We start from the raw sequence: 17484 nt of genomic DNA, 5'->3' as shown, positions 1-17484 counted from the left end.
TCAAGGCGTGAAGGGGCAGAACATTCGGTTGGTTCAGCCGACGCGGGCGGCCACTCGCGTAGCCACGCGTTCTTGCGCGCGCTCCTGCACGCGGGCGGCCGCATCGCTCCCGCCGGTGTGGGGCACGCGGCCTTCCACCGGGTGGCTGGGGTCGGTGTAGAATTTCGTGGAGACGTGACCGTCCGGCACGAGGGAGGCCACCAGCGCCTCGTCGGCGGCGGTGAAGCCGTAATCGAGGGCGGCGACGTACTCGTCCCACTGGGCTTCGGTGCGCGGCCCGGCGATGGCCGAGGTAACGAGGCTGTTGTTCAGCACCCAGGACAGCGCGAAGGTCGCCGCCGGAATGCCGGCCTCGGCCGCGTGGCGGGCGATGGCCTCGGCGATGTCGATGGATTCCGGCCGCCACTCGGTTTCCAGAATGCGCCGGTCGCCGCGCCCCGCCCGGCTGTCCGCCGCCGGGGCCGCGCCGGGCACGTATTTGCCGGTGAGCACGCCGCGCGCCAGCGGCGAATAGGTGACCACGCCGAGGCCGTAATGATGGGCGGCGGGAAGCTGCTCCACCTCCGCCGTGCGGTCCACGATGTTGTAGAGCGGCTGGCTGGCCACGGGCCGGTCGATGCCGAACTCATCGGCGAGATGGGCCACCTCAGCGATGCGCCAGCCGCGGAAGTTGGAGACGCCGAAATAGCGCACCTTCCCCGCCTTCACGAGGTCCGCCACCGCCCGCACCGCCTCGCCAAGCGGCGCGTCGAAGATGGCGCGGTGGAAATAGAGGATGTCGATGTAATCCGTGCCGAGCCGCCTCAGGCTCGCCTCCGCCGCCTCGATGATCCACTTGCGGGAAATGCCCTGCCGGTTCGGCCCCGTGCCGCCGGGATTGGCGAACTTGGTGGCGAGCACATAGGCGTCGCGGTCGCCCTTCACCGCGCGGCCGACGATCTCCTCGGTGCGCCCGTTCTGGTAGGCGTCCGCCGTGTCGAGGAAGAAGAAGCCCTGCTCCTTCGCCTTGTGGATGATGCGGTGGGACGTGGCCTCGTCGGTGGGCCCGCCGAACATCATGGTGCCCAGCGCCAGCTTCGGCACCTTCAGGCCGCTCTTGCCGAGATAGCGATAGTCCGGCGGCGTCACGGACTTCGCGGGGGGCTGCGGAATGGCGTGGGCGGTCATTGGCGAAATCCTCAGTGAAGCGCCTCTTCGGGCGCGTGATGGCAGGCGACGGCGCGGCCGGCCCCGAGGGGGCGCAGCGCGGGGTCGGATTGGGTGCAGAGGGGCGTCGCCAGCGGGCAGCGCGGATGGAAGCGGCAGCCGGTCGGCACGTTGCGCGCGCTCGGCAGGTCGCCGGAGAGCGGAGCGGCATGGCGCCGCCGCCCCGGCGTCGGCACGGCCTCGATCAGCGCGCGCGTGTAGGGGTGGAGCGGGCGGGCGAAGATGGACTGCCAGGAGCCCGTCTCCACGATGCGACCGAGATACATCACCAGCACCCGGTCGGCGAAATAGCGCACCACCGAGAGGTCGTGGGAGATGAAGAGATAGGAGAGCCCCAGCTCCGCCTTCAGCCGCGCCAGAAGGTTCAGAATCTGCGCCTGGATGGAGAGGTCGAGGGCCGACACCGGCTCGTCGCAGATGACGAGGCGCGGGGAAAGGATGAGCGCGCGGGCGATGCCGAGCCGCTGGCGCTGGCCGCCGGAGAATTCGTGCGGATAGCGCGACAGCGCCTCGCGCGGCAGGCCCACCCGCTCCAGCGCATCCCCCGCCGCCTTGAGCCGCTCGCCACGCGGCACGAGGCCGTGCACCGCCAGAGGCGCGGTGAGGATGTCGGCGATGGACTGGCGCGGGTTGAGCGAGGCGAACGGGTCCTGGAACACGATCTGCGCCTGCCGGCGATAGGCCTTCAGCGGCGTGCCTTGAAGGCCGCCCACATCCACCCCGTCGAACACCACCCGGCCCGAGGCGGGGAGACGAGACGCATGATGACCTTGGCCAAAGAGGACTTGCCGCAGCCGCTCTCGCCCACGAGGCCCACCGTCTCCCCCGGCTCCACGGCGAAGGAGACGCCATCCACCGCGCGCAGCAGGCGCCCGCCGGACTCGTAGCCGGCATGCAGGTTCTCAACCGAAAGCAAGGACATGGCGCGCCTCCCTTTGCGCGGCCGCCGTGGTGACGGGGCAGGCGACGAGATGGCCCGGCGCCACCGCGTCGAGGGCCGGCACGGCGGCGCGGCACAGCGCCCGCGCGTTCGGGCAGCGCGGGGCGAAGGCACAGCCCTCCTCCCCCGCCGCCGAGGCGATGGAGCCCTGGATCTCGGCAAGCGCTCCGGCCGAATAATGCTGGCCGGCATCGAGCCGCGGCGAGGCGGCGAGCAGGCCGCGCGTGTAGGGATGGAGCGGCGCGCCGAACAGGGTTTCGAAGGGCGCGTCCTCCACCTTGCGGCCGGCATACATCACCGCCACCCGGTCGGCCCATTCGGCCACCACGCCGAGATCGTGGGTGATGAGCAGGAAACCCATCGAGAGGTCGCGGCGCAGGGCGTCGAGCAGGTCCAGCACCTGCGCCTGAATGGTCACGTCCAGCGCCGTGGTGGGCTCGTCGGCGATGAGCAGGCGCGGGGCGCAGGCGACCGCGATGGCGATCATCACCCGCTGGCGCATGCCGCCGGAGAGCTCGTGGGGATAGTCGCCCACCCGCCGCAGGGGCTCAGGGATGCGCACGAGGTCCAACAGTTCCACCGCGCGGGCAAAGGCGGCGCGGCGGGAGAGGCCCTCGTGCAGGCGCACCACCTCGGCCACCTGCTGGCCCACGGAGAGCACCGGGTTCAGCGAGGTCATGGGCTCCTGGAACACCATGGCGATGTCGCGCCCGCGCACTTGCCGCAGTGCCCGGTCGTCGAGCCGGGCGAGATCATGGATCTGGCCGTCGCGGCCCCGGAACAGGATCTCGCCGGAGGCGATGCGCGCGGCTTCGGGCAGCAGGCGCATCAAGGCGAGGGCGGTGAGCGACTTGCCGGACCCGCTCTCCCCCACCAGCGCCACGGTCTCGCCCGCCTCCACCGTGAGGGAGAGGCCGCGCACCGGGGTGGCGCGGGAGAAAGCGATGGAGAGGTCGCGCACGTCGATGAGCGGCGCCATTCACCCCTCCCCGCCGAGGCGCGGATTGAGCGCCTCGTTGAGGCCGTCGCCGATGAGGTTCAGCGACAGCACGGTGAGCACGATGGCGACGCCCGGCACGGCGCTGAGGTACCAGGCCGTGCGCAGCAGATCGCGGCCGGTGCCGATCATGGAGCCCCAGCTCACCACGTTGGGGTCACCCAGCCCCATGAACGAGAGCGCGCTTTCCATGAGGATGGCGGTGGCGACCGTGACCGAGGCGAGCACGATCACCGGCGGCAGGGCATTGGGCAGGATCTCACGGAAGATGATGCGCCCGTGGCCGAACCCCAGCGCCCTTGCGGCAGCGACGAAATCCTTCTCCTTGATGGCGCGGAACTGTGCCCGCACGAGGCGCGCCACCTGCGGCCACGACACCGCCGCGATGGCGAGCGCGATGGCCGGCACCGAGGGCTGGGCGATGGCCACCAGCACGATGAGCAGGATGAAGCCCGGAACCGTCTGGAAGATCTCGATGAGCTTGGAGAGCACATCATCCACCACGCCGCCGAAATAGCCTGCCGTGGCGCCCACCAGGATGCCGGCGAGGAGCCCCGCCAGCGTCGCGCAGGCGCCCACCAGCAGGCTCACGCGGGCGCCGTGGACGAGCCCGGCCAGTACGTCGCGCCCCAGCGCGTCGGTGCCCAGCGGAAAGCGCGGGTTCTGGCCCGGCCACTGCAAGGGCCGCCCGGCCATCTCCAGCGGATCGTCGGGGAAGAGCAAGGGGGCGGCCAGCGCCGCCCCCACCACGGCGGCGAGGATGAGGAGGCCCGCCACTGCCGTGGGATTGGACAGGAACACGAGGAGCGCATGGCGCCGGCCCACGGGCGCCAGCCGCGCCACATCCGCCGTCACGGTGCGCGCGGCATCCGGCGCATGGACGTTGGGCCAGAAATCCGGCTCGGGCAGCGGGGCGGGCGCACGCTCGGCGCCCAGCGCCGCGGCCGCCGCGCGGTCCTCGGCGTCGGTTGCCAGGGATTTTGCGGCGAGGGAGCCGGTGGGGAAGGTGTCGGTGCCGTGCATCAGCGCACCTCGATGCGCGGATCGAGCCACGCCTGGAGGATGTCGATGGCCGCATTCACCGCCACCACCAGCAGCGACGACAAAAGCAGGATGCCGAGCAGAACATGGAAGTCCCGCCCCATCACCGCCTCGTAGGCCAGCCGGCCGAGGCCGGGCCAGCTGAACACCGTCTCCACCACCACCGCCCCGCCCATCAGCCCGGCGAGGTGGATGCCGGCCATGGTGGTGACGGGGATGAGCGCGTTGCGCAGCACATGATCGCGGGTGACGGCGAAGGGCGAGAGGCCCTTGGCGCGGGCGGTGCGCACATGGTCCTGCGTGCGCACCTCGATCATGTCGTCGCGGGTGAGACGGGCGTAGATGGCCACATAGAAGAGCGCGAGGGAGAGCGCCGGCAGGATCTGGTAGCGCGCCCGGTCCAGCACGGCGTCCCAGCCGGTGAGGTTCGCGCCGATGGTCTCGGCCCCGCCGGTGGGCAGCCAGCCGAGCTTCACCGAGAACAGGACGATGAGCATCAGCCCGATCCAGAAGCTCGGGATGGAATAGAACAGCAGCGCGACGACGCTCAGCACCCGGTCCGTGGGGCGCCCGGCGAAGCTGGCCATCAGCGCGCCCAGCGTGATGCCGATGAGGAGCGCGAAGACGAGGGCGAGGCCCATCAGGCTCAGCGTGTTGGGCAGCCGCGCGGCGATCAGCTCCGCCACCGGCTGGTTGTAGCGCGGCGAGACGCCGAGGCTGAAATGGGCGAGGTTGGAGAGATAGCCGCCGAGCTGTTCCAGCACCGGCAGGTCCAGCCCGAACTTGGATTTCAGCGCGGCGAGCGTCTCCACCGTCGCCGCCCCCGCCTCCCCCGCCAGAGCGTCGGCGGCATCGCCCGGGGTCAGGCGCAGCAGGAAGAAGTTGAGAATGAGGATGCCGATGACGGTCGGCACCGCCTGCAGCGCGGTGCGCCTCACGGCTTTCAGGATGCGGGGCAGACGGCGCGTGGTCATTTCTCGATCCACACGTCGGCGAAGGAGGCATCGACGCCGGTGACGCCGATGGTGTGGTTCTTCACCTTCTTGTTGAAGATGGTGACGCCGTCGGTGGCGATGAGGCCGAGGGCGGCGACATCCGCATAGACCACCTTCTGGAAATCGAGCCACAGCTGGCGGCGCTTGGCCGGATCCGGCTCGATGGCCGCTGCCTCCAGCAGCCGGTCCACCTCCGGATTGGCGTAATGGGAGGCGTTGGAGAAGGGCAGGCCCACGCGGAAGTTCTTCGACCAGAGCGTGCGCTGCACACCGAGGGTGGGGTCGAACAGGTTCTGCAGGGATTCCAGCGTCAGGTCGAAGTCACGGCCGGTATAGGTCTTCTGGATGTAGGTGGAGAAATCGAAGAACTGGAAGTCCACGGCGATGCCGACCTTGGCCAGCGCCTGCTTCACGAAATCGCCGGCCGCCTGGGTGTTGAAGGGGTTGGCATAGAGCTTCAGCGCAAAGCGCGTGCCGTCCGCCTTGCGCGGATAGCCGGCCTCGTCCAGCAGGCGGTTGGCGGCCTTCAGGTCGAAGCCGTAGGGCTCGAGCGCGGGGTCGTAGAAGGCCTTCAGTTTCGGGCTGATCACCGAGGGCGCCACCGCGCCGTACCCGTAATAGACCACGTCCAGCAGCTTCTGCTGGTCGATGGCGTGGGCGATGGCGAGGCGCACCCGCTTGTCCTGCAGGATGGGCCGCTCGAAGTTGAAATAGAGCTGGGTCATCCGCCCGGCATATTCGTAGCCGCGCGTCTCGGCGCCGATCCCCGGCAGAGCGGAGACGCGGGCGAGGTCCGCATAGGGCACGGGCGGGCCGCCGGCGAGATCGAGCTCGCCCGCCTCGAACGCCGCCGAGCGCGCGCTCTGATCGGCGATGAAGCGCACCACGATCCGGTCCAGATAAGGCTTGCCCTTGTCCCAGTAATCGGGATTGCGCTCCAGGATGATGTGGCTGCCGCGCACCCATTCCTTGAAGATGAACGGTCCGGTACCGACGGGCGCCGCGCCGTTCTTGTTGGTGAGCGGGTCGGTGCCCGCGTAGATGTGCTTCGCCACGATGGGGGATTCGTTGGCATCGAGCGCGGTGAGGAGATAGGGCGCCGGCTTCGACAGGCGGATGATCGCGGTGTGCGGATCGGGCGTCTCCACCGCCGTCACCGAGGCAAAGGTGGCGCGGCCGCGCGGGTGGCCCTCCTTCAGGAGCTGGATGGAATAGGCGACGTCATCGGCGGTGAAATCCCGCCCGTCATGCCACTTCACCCCCTCGCGCAGCTTGAAGGTGTAGGTCAGCCCGTCCGGGCTCACGCTCCACTCGGTCGCCAGCGCGGGCTTGGGGTTGAAGTCGAGGTCGTAGGTGAGAAGGCCCTCCGTCACCTTGGGCGACACGCGCTGGGTCGGCCCCGCCGTGTGGGCGATGGTCACCAGTGTCGAGGGCTCGTGCTCCACCAGGAAGCGCAGCACGCCGCCGCGCACCGGCTGGGAGGCGGGCTGAGGATCCGCCGCCCATGCCGGTGCTCCGCCTGCCGCTCCCAGCACGCATGCCACCGCCAGAAGCCCCTTGAGCACCGCCCGGCGCGGGCGCGAGGCAAGGGACGGGAATGTGTCAGTGGTCGGCAGGGCCATGCCAGGTCTCCTTCGCGGCGGGGGATCGCTAGGCCCAACGATATGGCCCGACTCCGGGGCGTCAATTATTTTTTGATAAAATCTATAAAAAAAGTAGAATAATGTCGGAGCGGGCGAGCCGGAGGATCATCCGGAGCACCCGACCGCGCCACGATCTGGCACCACAACTGCCTGACACGAAAGGAAAACCGATGCCGAGCGCCGCGCCCATCTCCTCAAGCGAAAACCGATTCGCCGACCTGGCGCCGCGCCATATCGCCGTGCATCCCCTGACGGGCCATATCGGCGCGGAGATCGAGGCACCGGACCTGTCCCGTCCGCTGTCGCCGGAGGTGGTGGACGAGATCCGCGCCGCGCTTCTCAAGTGGAAGGTGGTGTTCTTCCGCGACCAGCCGCTGAGCCATGCCGAGCACGTCGCGCTGGCCTCGGCCTTCGGCGCCCCCACCATCGGCCATCCCGTGTTCGGCTTCGTCGAAGGCTACCCGCAGGTCTATTCCATAAGCCGCGACCGCTTCGCCACGCGCCACACCGGCGAGCCGCTGATCCGCCCCTGGACCGGCTGGCACACGGACGTGACCGCCGCGGTGAATCCGCCCGCCGCCTCCATCCTGCGCGGCGTCACCATCCCGCCCTACGGCGGCGACACCTTCTGGACCAACCTCGCCGTCGCCTATGAGGCGCTCTCGCCCACCCTGCGCGGCTTCGTCGATACCCTGCGCGGCATCCACGCCTTCGCCCCGCCCGAGGGACAGGCCGGCACCGACGAGTTCAGGGAGAAGAACAAGCGCCGGCCGCTGGTGAGCGAGCACCCGCTGGTGCGCGCCATCCCGGAGACGGGCGAGCGGGTGCTGTTCGTCAGCCCGTCGTTCCTGAAGAGCATCACCGGCCTCACCCCGCGCGAGAGCCAGCAACTGCTGGACTTGCTGTTCGAGCACATCACCCGGCCGGAATTCACCGTGCGGTTCCGCTGGCGGCCAGGCTCCATCGCCTTCTGGGACAACCGCACCACCGCCCACCTCGCCCCGCGCGACATCTATGCGCTCGACTTCGACCGCCAGCTCTACCGCATCACGCTCAAGGGCGACGTGCCGGTGGGCGTGGACGGGAGTCCCTCCGCCATCATCGAGGGCGAGCCGCTGGAGGCCTTCACCGCCGGCACCGCCTGACGGCGGTGTTCTTCGGGCAGGCGGCAGACGTCCCACCAGCGCCGTCGCCCTTACCCGCACGCCCAAGCCTGCTTGTCTGGAGCGTTGGCGCCGCTCCCGGGCTCCGGCCCTGCTTCGCGGCTCACCATCTCACCCACGGATGATCCCGCGGCGTGGAAGCCCGATCGATGTCGGTCAGCGACTGCGCTTGACTAATTTTCAATTATTTCTATAAATTTACTACACTAAAAAAGTTGCGTGTCATCCCGCCCCGGCAGCGACCGACCGGGGCCATCAGAAACGCCACTCTTCCGTAGCGACCCAAACGCTGAGGACAGACCGATGACCCATCAGCTCATCGAAACGGCCCATCTCGATGGCGTGCCGCGATCGGACCGCGGGTACGCCCTGCGCGTGCCGCTCTGGCGTTCGGGCCTAGCTTCCGGGCTCCTCTGGCTCAGTGCCAGCGCCTATGCCGGCCTCGTGCCCGATGCGGATGACTTCGCCTATACGCGGGAGTTCGCCATCGGCCTCGCCACCATCGGAGGCCTCCTCGTCCTCGCCGCGCTCGCCGGTCCGGTCGCGGGGCTGAGGCTGAAGGCGCTCCGGCACTGGGGGCCATGGCTTCTGGTGCTGCCCCTCGGCCTCGTCGCCTGGGAGGCGGTGACGGCGAAACTGGAGTTGCTACCACGCCCCTTCTTCGTGCCGCCGCAGGCCCTGCTCGAAGTCTATCTCGACGATTGGCCGAAGCTCGGCCTCAGCGTCGTCGCTTCCCTGAAGCTGCTGGCCTGGGGCTATGCCATCGGCGCCGCCGTCGGCGTCACGCTCGGCGTTTCCATCGGCTGGTGGCGGATTGCCGGCTACTGGGCGCATCCGGTGCTGCGCTTCATCGGTCCTCTGCCGGCGACCGCGTGGCTGCCGGTGGCCTTCTTCCTGTTTCCCTCCTCCTGGAGCGCCAGCGTGTTCCTGCTCGCGCTCGCCACGGGCTTTCCCGTCACCATCCTCACCTGGTCGGGCATCGCCTCCGTCAACAAGGACTATTACGACATCGCCCGCACGCTGGGCGCCAGCCAGCGCTTCCTGGTGCTGAAGGTGGCCATTCCCGCCGCGCTGCCCCACGTCTTCGTCGGCCTGTTCATGGGCCTCGGCACCTCGTTCGCGGTGCTGGTGGTGGCGGAGATGCTGGGGGTGAAGGCGGGCCTCGGCTGGTACCTGCAATGGGCGCAGGGCTGGGCCGCCTATGCCAACATGTATGCCGCGCTGCTGGTGATGGCGCTCATGTGCTCCAGCCTCGTCACCCTGCTGTTCCGCCTGCGCGACCGCACCCTCGCCTGGCAGAAGGAACTGGTGCGGTGGTGAGCGCGGCCCTCTCCCTCCCAGCGGCCGCGCCCGGCCTGCGTCTCGACGTGGAGCATGTGAGCCACGCCTTCCAGCTGGAGGGCGCCCCCCTCCCCGTACTGGACGATGTGAGCTTCTCGGCCGAGCCCGGCGCGTTCGTCGCCCTGCTCGGGCCGTCGGGCTGCGGCAAGTCCACGCTGCTGCGCCTCGTCGCTGGCCTCGACCATCCCAGTGCCGGCCACCTCGCGGTGGATGGCGCGCCCATCACAGCGCCCGATCCGTCGCGCATCCTCGTGTTCCAGGACCCGACCCTCTATCCTTGGCGGACCGTGGAGGCCAACGTCTCGCTGGGGCTGGAGGCGCGCGGCCTCCTGAAGGCCCAGCGGCGGCGGGTGGGCGATGCGCTCTCCCTCGTCGGTCTTTCGGGCTTCGCCAGCGCCTATCCGCGCCAGCTCTCCGGCGGCATGGCCCAGCGCGTGGCGCTCGCCCGCGCGCTGGTGAACGAGCCGCGCCTGCTGCTGCTCGACGAGCCTTTGGGCAAGCTCGATAGCCTCACCCGCATCACCATGCAGGGCGAGATCCTGAAACTGTGGCAGGACGCCCGCTTCACCGCCCTCCTCGTCACCCACGACGTGGAGGAGGCGCTGTTCCTCGCCGAGCGGGTGATCGTCTTCTCCGAGCGGCCGGCCCGCATCAAGGCCGACGTGACGGTGGACGTGCCCTACCCGCGCCACCGCGGCGACCCGCGCCTCGCCGAGCTGCGCCACCACCTCCTCGGCCTCCTCGGCCTCGACGCCACCTGGTGACCTCTTTGCCCGCCCTCAAGGGCTGTTCGCATTCATCCGAGTGATTTCAGGAGCCCGCCATGACCGACCCTGCCCTTGCCGACGACGCAAACGCCCCCCGATCCACCACCCGCCGCAGCCTGCTGCGCTACGGCCTCGCCGCCGGGACCGCAACCCTCGCCGGCGCCGCCGGCGGGCGGGTGCTGGCAGCCAGCCTCATGCGCGCGCCGCAGACGGCCGTGCCGGACTTTCCCCTGTGCCTGACTGCCGCGGAGGGCGCCGCGCCCACCGGCCCGCTACGGCCGCTCAAGCTCGCCTGGAACGCCAGCGCCATCTGCACCGCCGCGGCCCCGGTGGCGAAGGAGACGGGCATCTTCGCCCGCCATGGCCTCGACGTGGACTTCGTCAATTTCGGCAGTTCCACCGAGCAATTGCTGGAAGCCATCGCCACCGGCAAGGCCGACGCCGGCATCGGCATGGCGCTGCGCTGGCTGAAGCCGCTGGAGCAGGGCTTCGACGTGAAGATCACCGCCGGCGTCCACGGCGGCTGCCTGCGGCTGCTGGGCGATGCCAGCGCGGGCGTCACCAAGGTGTCGGACCTGAAGGGCAAGACCATCGCCATCTCCGACCAGGCCTCGCCCGGCAAGAACTTCTTCTCCATCTACCTCGCCGAGCACGGCGTCGATCCGTTCAAGGACGTGGAGTGGCGCCAGTATCCGCAGGAGGCGCTGCCGCTCGCCATCGACAAGGGCGAGGCGCAGGCGCTGGCCGACGCCGATCCGCGCACCTGGATCTGGATCAAGGAGTCCAAGGGCAAGCTCACCGAGATCGCCACCAACCTCTCGGAGAAGTATGTCGATCGCGCCTGCTGCATCATCGGCGTGCGCGGCAGCCTGATCCGCGACGAGCGGCCGGTCGCCACCGCCCTCACACGCGCCATCCTGGAAGGCGCGCACAAGGTGGGCGCCGACCCGGAACTCGCCGCCCGCACCTTCTCCGGCTATGGCGGCAAGGGCTCCATCGACGACCTCGTGGCCATGCTGGACAGCCAGGACCACCACCACGCGCCGGTGGGCGCCGACCTCAAGACCCAGCTTGCGGCCTATACTGACGAACTGAAGCTCGTGCAGGTCATCAAGCCCGCCACCAATTCCCAGCGCTTCGCCGAGAAGATCTATGCGGACGTTCTGACCGTCTGAGGCAGGTACGCCCTCACCGGAAATCGGCGGAAGCGGACGGCGGAAACGCCCATCGACAGGTTCGGGCATCCGTACCGAAAAAGGCCCAAAAAATCGCCCGACAGCCCCCGTGGCAGCCGGGCGAGTGTTTAACCACCACATTGAGAGCATGAAACTTTTTCGGGTGGAACGGGGAGAAACCTCACCCATGGCACGCATGTGCGAACGCTCTCCCTGATCCGTTTCATCCGGCGGCGCCCCGGCGGAACGCCGCCCCCGCCTGTCTCAGCGCAGCTTGCGCTCGTCGAGCCCCAGGGCGCGCCCGATGATTTCCTTCATGATTTCCGAGGTCCCGGCGAAGATGCGGGAGACCCGCGCGTCGGCATACATGCGCGAGATCCGGTATTCGTCCATGTATCCGGCGCCGCCATGAAGCTGGAGACAATCATCGATGGTGTCGTTCTCAAGCTCGCTCGCGAGCAGCTTCACCTCGGCGGCCACGTCGGCGGTGAGCCGGCCGGCATTGGCGAGCATCACGCACTGGTCGACGAAAGCCTGGGTCGCGTCCAGGCGGGTCCGGAGCGCCGCCATGACGAAGCGTGAATTCTGCATGGCCCCCACGGGCTTGCCGAAGGCGCGCCGCTCGCGGATGAAGTCCAGCGTCAGGTCGAACGCCGCCTGGGCGTGGGCGAGCGAGCCGATGGCCACCTGCAGCCGCTCGTTGGCCAAAAGCTCGGCCATGTAGGCAAAGCCGCGGTCGGGCGCGCCGATGAGGTTCTCCTTCGGCAGCTTCACGTCGTTGAAGAATAATTCGGCCGTGTCCTGCATGGGCAGTCCGAGCTTTCCAAGCTTGCGCCCCCGCGCGAAGCCCTCCATGTCGCGCTCGACGATGAACAACCCGATGCCGTGCCGCGCCTCCCGATCGGTGCGCGCGGCGACGATCACCACGTCGGCGAGAATGCCGTTCGAGATGTAGGTCTTGGAGCCGTTCAGCAGCCAATGGTCGCCCTTGTCTTCCGCCGTTGTGCGGATGGCGGCGACGTCGCTGCCGGCCGAGGGCTCGGTCATGGCGAGGGCGAGAATGGTCTCGCCGCTCACAGCGCCGGGCAGGAAGCGGCGCTTCTGCTCGGGCGAGCCGAAATGTCCGATATAGGGGGCGACGATCTGCGAGTGCAGGTTCTGGTAAAAGCCGGGATCGCCGCCGCGCACCACCTCTTCCTGCAGGATCTGGTCGAAGCGCAGGTCGGCGATGCCCGAGCCGCCAAGGCTCTCGTCGGCCCACATCAGCAGCAGGCCGGCCTCGCCCGCCTTGCGGAACACCGCGCGGTCGACATGGCCCTGCCGGCGCCAGGCGTCCACATGGGGCGCGACCTCCGCCCCAACGAAGCGACGCGCGGTCTCCCGGAACATCTCATGCTCCGCCTCGAAGATGGATCGTGGGAACACCGGTGTCTCCAGTGTGAGAGTGGGCGTGCGCTCGGAACCGGCAGGCCGGCAGGGCGAACCCGTCCGCCCTGCCGGCCTGATGCGAACTAGCCTTTCACGAACGGACAATTGCCCTTGTCCAGCGGACGGATGATCTCCGCGGCGGACATGCGGCGAAGGACCTTCAGCAAGTCCCAGGGCTGGGTCACTTCCGAGGGCTTCTTCACCTCCACCAGGAACATGTCCTTCATCAGCCGGCCGTCTTCTCGCAGAATTGCGCCCTCAGCGAAGAAGTCGTCGACCGGCATTTCCTTCATTTTCGCAAGCACGACCTTGCCTGAGTCGCTCTTGGCCGCGGCCGCCGCGCGCAGATAATGCAGGGTCGCGCTATAGACACCGGCATGGGCCTGAGATGGCATCCCGCCATTCATCTTCTGTGCGAAACGCTTGGCAAAGGCACGGCTGGCGTCGTCGCGGTCCCAGTAATAACCGGTCATGAACTGCAGCCCCTGCGCCAGTTCCGGCCCCACCGCCTTGGCCGACTGGATGTAGAAGATGGGCGCCGCCAGCTTCTGCCCCATCTCCACCACGCCGAACTCCTTGGCCTGCTTGATGGCATTCACAGTATCGCCCGAGGCATTGGCGAGCCCGATCACCTTGGCCCCGGACTTCTGCGCCTGCAGAAGGAAGGAGGAGAAATCGGGGTTGTTCACCGGGTGACGGACGCTGCCCTTGACGCTGCCGCCGGCGCCCTTGACCACATTCGCGAGGCTGTCCTCCATCGCCTTGCCGAAGGCGTAGTCGGCGGTGATGAAATACCAGCTGTCTCCCCCTTCGGCCAAAACGGCCTTGCCGAGGCCCTGCGCCAGCGCATAGGTGTCATAGAGCCACAGCGCGCCAGTGGGCGAGCAGGTTTCGCCGTAAAGCGCTGCCGTGGCCGAGCCCACATGGAGCACCGCCTTGTCGTTGGCCCGGCCGATCTCCTGCACCGCCAGGCTGACCGCCGAGTTCGAGAGATCGACGAACACGTCGGCTCCCTCAGTGTCGATCAATTCGCGCGCCTTCAGCGCACCGAGATCGGCCTTGTTCTGGTGGTCGGCACTGATCAGCTTGATGGGCACCCCCTCGATGCCGGCGCCGAAATCCTCGATGGCCAGCTCCGCCGCTACCACGGAACCTTTTCCGGCCGTGTCCGAATAATTGGAGCTGAGATCGGTCAGGACTACGATCTTGACCGCATTGTTGCTGAACTCGGCATGCGCCGCAGTCGTGGCGAGCGACAGCATGGCTGCTGCAACGAGATGTCGTATCATTGTTTCCTCCCTTTCTTCGGAGCGACGTGCCCCGCACGTTGGCGTGTTGTCCTGACGCGAGATGTGTCCGGAATCTCAGGCGGCGCTCCGCCGGACTGTGCCGGCCACGCAGGCGACCTGCTCGATCAGACCGTCGGTGATGGCGAAGCGGGGTCCATGCGCCGCCGCGAAGCGGGCGCAATCCCTGAGGAAGGCGTCCTCGCCCACCGTGGCGATCACCGACAGGGCGCCGCCGGTCCAGGCCGGGAAGCCGATGCCCAGCACCGAGCCCAAGTCGGCGGTGGCCGTGTCGTCGATCACGCCCTCGGCGAGGCAGCGGGCGCTCTCCAGCGCCTGGATGTAGAGCAGGCGCTTGCCGACATCCTCGGCCGAAGGCTGCGCGACTGCCGCTGGATAGAGATCCGCCAGGCCGGGCCACAAGAGCTTGCTGCCGTCCGCAGCATAGTCGTAGAAGCCACCGCCGCTCTTGCGCCCCAGCCGGCCGAGGGCGTTGAACCGCTCCACCACAGGATCCGCATGGGCACGCAGGAAACGGGCGTCGAGCCCGTCCGCCTTCGCCTGGTCGATCACCAGCTTCTGCAGATCCAGCGAGACCTCGTCGGTCACCGCCAGCGGCGGCACCGGGAAGCCGAGCATGCGCGCGGCATTCTCCATGAGGGCCGGGGCGACCCCTTCGGCCAGCATGGCCATGGCTTCGTCGATATAGGTGCAGAAGACGCGGCTGGTGTAGAAGCCCGGACTGTCGCGCACGACGATAGGCACCTTCTTCAGTCGCGAGACGAAGGCGAGGGCATCCGCCACGGTCTGGTCCGAGGTGGCCTTGCCGACGATCACCTCGACCAGCGACATGCGTTCCACCGGCGAGAAGAAATGCAGCCCGACGAAGCGGGACGGATCCGCCACGTTCACCGCCAGCGACGAGATGGACAAGGTGGAGGTGTTGGAGGCGAACACGCCGCCCTTGGCCAGAAGGGGCTCGGCGGCGCGGGTGACCCCGGCCTTGACCGCGCGGTTCTCGAACACGGCCTCGATGATCAGGTCGGCGCCGCCGAGGTCCTCATAGCCGGCGGTCGGGCGGATCCGGGCGAGGGTCGCCTCGGCCTTGTCCGCCGACAGGGTGCCGCGCGCCACCTCCTTCTCGCGCTGCGTGCGGGCATGGGCGAGGCCGCGCTCCGCCGCTTCAAGGGTGCGGTCGAGCAGCACGACCTCCAGGCCCGCCCCGGCCGCGACGTTGGCGACGCCCGCGCCCATCATCCCCGCGCCGAGCACGCCGAGCTTGACCACGGCGCGGGACGCGGCCCGGGCGGTGCCGAATGCGCCGCGCTTGCGCGCCTCGCTTTGCCGCAGGAAGGAGCGCACCAGATTGCCCGAAACCGGATCGGCCGCCAGGAGGCCGAAATATTTGGTCTCGATCCGCAACCCGGTGTCAAAGGGCACCTGCGTGCCCTCATAGACGGCGGAGAGGATCGCATGGGGGGCCGGGTAGCGGCTCCGCGTGGCCTTGAGGCGCGCGGTGCCGGCCTGGAAGCTGCGCGCGGCGTGCGGGGCAAGCGGACCCGCGCCGCCGGGCACCTTGAAGCCCTTCACGTCCCACGGCGCCACGGCAGAGGGGCGCGTCAGCAGCCATGCCCGGGCGGCCGGGATCAGTTCGTCCTTGGCGGCGAGCTGATCCACGACGCCGAGCTTCAGCGCCTCGGCAGGCGCGAGGCTGCGGCCCTCCAGCAGGATCGGCAGGGCCTTCTCGATGCCGATGAGGCGGGGCAGGCGCTGGGTGCCGCCGCCGCCCGGCAGCAGGCCGAGGGTCACCTCCGGCAGCCCCACCACGACCCCGGGCATGTCCACCAGGATGCGCCGGTGGCAGGCCAGCGCCAGTTCGAACCCGCCGCCAAGGGCGAGCCCGTTGAGGGCCGCCACCACCGGCTTGCCGCAGGTCTCCATGCGGCGGAACACATCGGCGCCGGTCCGCACCCACGCGGCGGCGCCGACGGCGTCGATGCCGTCGTCGATCAGCGCCAGGATTTCCTTGAGATCGGCGCCGGCGATGAAGCCCGAGGGCTTGGCGGAGGTGATGATGACGCCGATCACGGCGTCATCGGCGACAATCCTGTCCAGCGCCGCGCCAAGGTCGGCGAAGAGGGCCGGCGTCAGCACGTTCTGCGACCGGTCCGGGATGTCGATGGCGAGGGTGGCGATGCCGTCGGCATCGGTGGTGAAAGCGAGCGTGGACATGGTTTCTCCCCGGCGCTCAGACGCGTTCGACAATGAGGGCGATGGCCATGCCGGCGGCCGCGCACAAGGTGATGAGGCCAGTGTTCAGGTCGCGTCGCTCCAGCTCGTCCAGCACGGTGCCAACCAGGATCGCGCCCGTGGCGCCGAGCGGATGGCCCAAGGCGATGGCGCCACCGGCGACATTGACCTTGTCGTGTGGCACGTCGAGTTCGCGCATGTAGCGCAGCACCACGCTGGCGAAGGCCTCGTTGACCTCGAACAGGTCGATGTCGGAGACCGTCATGCCGGCGCGCTCCAGCACTCTGCGGGTCACCGGGGCGGGACCGGTGAGCATGATGGCCGGCTCGCTGCCGATGCTGCCGGCGGCACGGATGCGGGCGCGCGGCTTCAGCCCGGATGCCGCACCGAAAGCTTCGTTGCCGATCAGCACGGCGGCGGCGCCATCGACGATGCCGCTGGAATTGCCGCCGGTGTGGACATGGGAGATGCGCTCCACCTGCGGGTAGCGCTGCAGCATGATGGCGTCGAGGCCGTCGCGCTGCCCGGTTTCCGCGAACGCGGCCTTGAGGCGGCCAAGGTCGGCAAGGCTTGTGCCGGGCCGCATGTGCTCGTCCCGGGCGAGCACCGGCTGGCCGAGAACGTCGCGCACCGGCACCACGGAGCGGTCGAACCAGCCTTCGTTCCAGGCATGGGCGGCGCGCGCCTGGCTCTCCACCGCATAGGCATCCACCGTCTCCCGGTCGAAGCCCTCCATGGTGGCGATCAGGTCGGCGCCGATGCCCTGCGGGATGTACCAGGTGTCCCAGTTGCTGCGGGGATCGCTGTAGCAGGCGCCGCCATCGGAGAAGATCGGGACGCGGCTCATGGATTCCACGCCCGAGGCCAGCATGGCATCGGCTTCGCCCGCTTTCACCCGGGCGCCGGCGATGTTCACCGCCTCCAGGCCCGAAGCGCAGAAGCGATTGATCTGCATCCCCGCCACGTTTTCCGCATAGCCGGCCTGGAGCGCGGCAACGCGGGCCATGTTGCAGCCCTGCTCGCCGACGGGCGACACGACGCCCATGATCACGTCGTCCACCAGCGCGGTGTCGAGCCTGTTGCGATCCCGCACCGCCTCCAGCACCTGGGTCGCGAGCTGGATCGGCGTGATTTCGTGCAGCGCGCCGTCCGGTCGGCCCTTGCCGCGCGGGGTGCGCACGTGATCGTAGATGAGAGCCTCGGCCATGCCGTCCTCGTGGGTTCGCGATGCGGGGCGGACGGCGCATGCACA

The 17484-nt window shown here is 69.0% G+C and carries 13 protein-coding genes and 1 pseudogene; 4 read left to right on the top strand and 10 right to left on the bottom strand.

Translation table 11 applies throughout. The features are described from left to right. Positions 1 to 33 precede the first annotated feature (33 nt). From EZH22_RS12485 to EZH22_RS12460, 6 genes and pseudogenes are all read right to left on the bottom strand, one after another. Complete coding sequence (locus tag EZH22_RS12485; RefSeq protein WP_203195918.1) at positions 34 to 1167, bottom strand: aldo/keto reductase; 1134 nt, start codon at positions 1165 to 1167, stop codon at positions 34 to 36. Between the two features lie 11 nt (positions 1168 to 1178). Continuing rightward, positions 1179 to 2128: pseudogene (locus tag EZH22_RS12480) on the bottom strand (ABC transporter ATP-binding protein). Continuing rightward, a complete protein-coding gene (locus EZH22_RS12475; RefSeq protein ID WP_203195917.1) occupies positions 2109 to 3125 on the bottom strand; it encodes an ABC transporter ATP-binding protein in 1017 nt (338 codons plus the stop codon). Before EZH22_RS12475 ends, EZH22_RS12480 begins: the two are co-directional and overlap by 20 nt. After that, on the bottom strand, positions 3126 to 4166 hold the full coding sequence (locus tag EZH22_RS12470; protein ID WP_203195916.1) for an ABC transporter permease: 1041 nt from the start codon (positions 4164 to 4166) through the stop codon (positions 3126 to 3128). Continuing rightward, positions 4166 to 5158 carry an ABC transporter permease gene (locus EZH22_RS12465; RefSeq protein WP_203195915.1) on the bottom strand — a complete coding sequence of 331 codons (993 nt, stop codon included), beginning with the start codon at positions 5156 to 5158 and terminating at the stop codon, positions 4166 to 4168. The genes EZH22_RS12470 and EZH22_RS12465 overlap by 1 nt, the downstream gene beginning before the upstream one ends. Next, complete coding sequence (locus EZH22_RS12460) at positions 5155 to 6801, bottom strand: ABC transporter substrate-binding protein (protein WP_203195914.1); 1647 nt, start codon at positions 6799 to 6801, stop codon at positions 5155 to 5157. The genes EZH22_RS12465 and EZH22_RS12460 overlap by 4 nt, the downstream gene beginning before the upstream one ends. Before the next feature lie 191 nt (positions 6802 to 6992). On the opposite strand from EZH22_RS12460, the gene EZH22_RS12455 reads away from it, so the two are divergent. The 4 genes from EZH22_RS12455 (at position 6993) to EZH22_RS12440 (ending at position 11268) form a co-directional block, all read left to right on the top strand. Then, on the top strand, positions 6993 to 7967 hold the full coding sequence (locus tag EZH22_RS12455; protein WP_203195913.1) for a TauD/TfdA dioxygenase family protein: 975 nt from the start codon (positions 6993 to 6995) through the stop codon (positions 7965 to 7967). 321 nt (positions 7968 to 8288) lie between these two features. Further along, on the top strand, positions 8289 to 9305 hold the full coding sequence (locus EZH22_RS12450) for an ABC transporter permease (RefSeq protein WP_203195912.1): 1017 nt from the start codon (positions 8289 to 8291) through the stop codon (positions 9303 to 9305). Further along, positions 9299 to 10090, top strand: a complete 792-nt coding sequence (locus EZH22_RS12445; protein ID WP_203195911.1) for an ABC transporter ATP-binding protein — start codon at positions 9299 to 9301, stop codon at positions 10088 to 10090. The genes EZH22_RS12450 and EZH22_RS12445 overlap by 7 nt, the downstream gene beginning before the upstream one ends. A 59-nt stretch (positions 10091 to 10149) precedes the next feature. After that, positions 10150 to 11268: an ABC transporter substrate-binding protein gene (locus EZH22_RS12440; RefSeq protein ID WP_231711447.1), complete on the top strand. Its 1119-nt coding sequence runs from the start codon at positions 10150 to 10152 to the stop codon at positions 11266 to 11268. A 264-nt stretch (positions 11269 to 11532) separates the two neighbouring features. On the opposite strand, the gene EZH22_RS12435 is transcribed toward EZH22_RS12440, so the two are convergent. From EZH22_RS12435 to EZH22_RS12420, 4 genes are all read right to left on the bottom strand, one after another. After that, entirely contained in the window at positions 11533 to 12693 is a 1161-nt protein-coding gene (locus EZH22_RS12435; RefSeq protein WP_231711446.1) for an acyl-CoA dehydrogenase family protein, read from the bottom strand. An 86-nt stretch (positions 12694 to 12779) separates the two neighbouring features. Next, positions 12780 to 13985 (bottom strand): ABC transporter substrate-binding protein, encoded by a 1206-nt coding sequence (locus EZH22_RS12430; protein WP_203195910.1) that lies wholly within the window; start codon positions 13983 to 13985, stop codon positions 12780 to 12782. Positions 13986 to 14060: 75 nt separating this feature from the next. Next, a complete protein-coding gene (locus EZH22_RS12425) occupies positions 14061 to 16214 on the bottom strand; it encodes a 3-hydroxyacyl-CoA dehydrogenase NAD-binding domain-containing protein (RefSeq protein ID WP_203195909.1) in 2154 nt (717 codons plus the stop codon). A gap of 16 nt (positions 16215 to 16230) precedes the next feature. Continuing rightward, positions 16231 to 17439, bottom strand: coding sequence for an acetyl-CoA C-acetyltransferase (locus EZH22_RS12420; protein ID WP_203195908.1), 1209 nt, complete (start codon positions 17437 to 17439; stop codon positions 16231 to 16233). Positions 17440 to 17484: the final 45 nt, after the last annotated feature.

Source organism: Xanthobacter dioxanivorans (assembly GCF_016807805.1).
Classification (GTDB): domain Bacteria; phylum Pseudomonadota; class Alphaproteobacteria; order Rhizobiales; family Xanthobacteraceae; genus Xanthobacter; species Xanthobacter dioxanivorans.
Note: the sequence above shows the minus strand (reverse complement) of the source record. Positions and strands in the feature narration are given on the sequence as shown.

Bases quoted from the DNA above. Each gene is read 5' to 3' on its own strand.
- EZH22_RS12485 (WP_203195918.1), bottom strand. From the start codon at position 1,167: ATGACCGCCCACGCCATTCCGCAGCCCCCCGCGAAGTCCGTGACGCCG.
- EZH22_RS12475 (WP_203195917.1), bottom strand. From the start codon at position 3,125: ATGGCGCCGCTCATCGACGTGCGCGACCTCTCCATCGCTTTCTCCCGC.
- EZH22_RS12470 (WP_203195916.1), bottom strand. From the start codon at position 4,166: ATGCACGGCACCGACACCTTCCCCACCGGCTCCCTCGCCGCAAAATCC.
- EZH22_RS12465 (WP_203195915.1), bottom strand. From the start codon at position 5,158: ATGACCACGCGCCGTCTGCCCCGCATCCTGAAAGCCGTGAGGCGCACC.
- EZH22_RS12460 (WP_203195914.1), bottom strand. From the start codon at position 6,801: ATGGCCCTGCCGACCACTGACACATTCCCGTCCCTTGCCTCGCGCCCG.
- EZH22_RS12455 (WP_203195913.1), top strand. From the start codon at position 6,993: ATGCCGAGCGCCGCGCCCATCTCCTCAAGCGAAAACCGATTCGCCGAC.
- EZH22_RS12450 (WP_203195912.1), top strand. From the start codon at position 8,289: ATGACCCATCAGCTCATCGAAACGGCCCATCTCGATGGCGTGCCGCGA.
- EZH22_RS12440 (WP_231711447.1), top strand. From the start codon at position 10,150: ATGACCGACCCTGCCCTTGCCGACGACGCAAACGCCCCCCGATCCACC.
- EZH22_RS12430 (WP_203195910.1), bottom strand. From the start codon at position 13,985: ATGATACGACATCTCGTTGCAGCAGCCATGCTGTCGCTCGCCACGACT.
- EZH22_RS12425 (WP_203195909.1), bottom strand. From the start codon at position 16,214: ATGTCCACGCTCGCTTTCACCACCGATGCCGACGGCATCGCCACCCTC.
- EZH22_RS12420 (WP_203195908.1), bottom strand. From the start codon at position 17,439: ATGGCCGAGGCTCTCATCTACGATCACGTGCGCACCCCGCGCGGCAAG.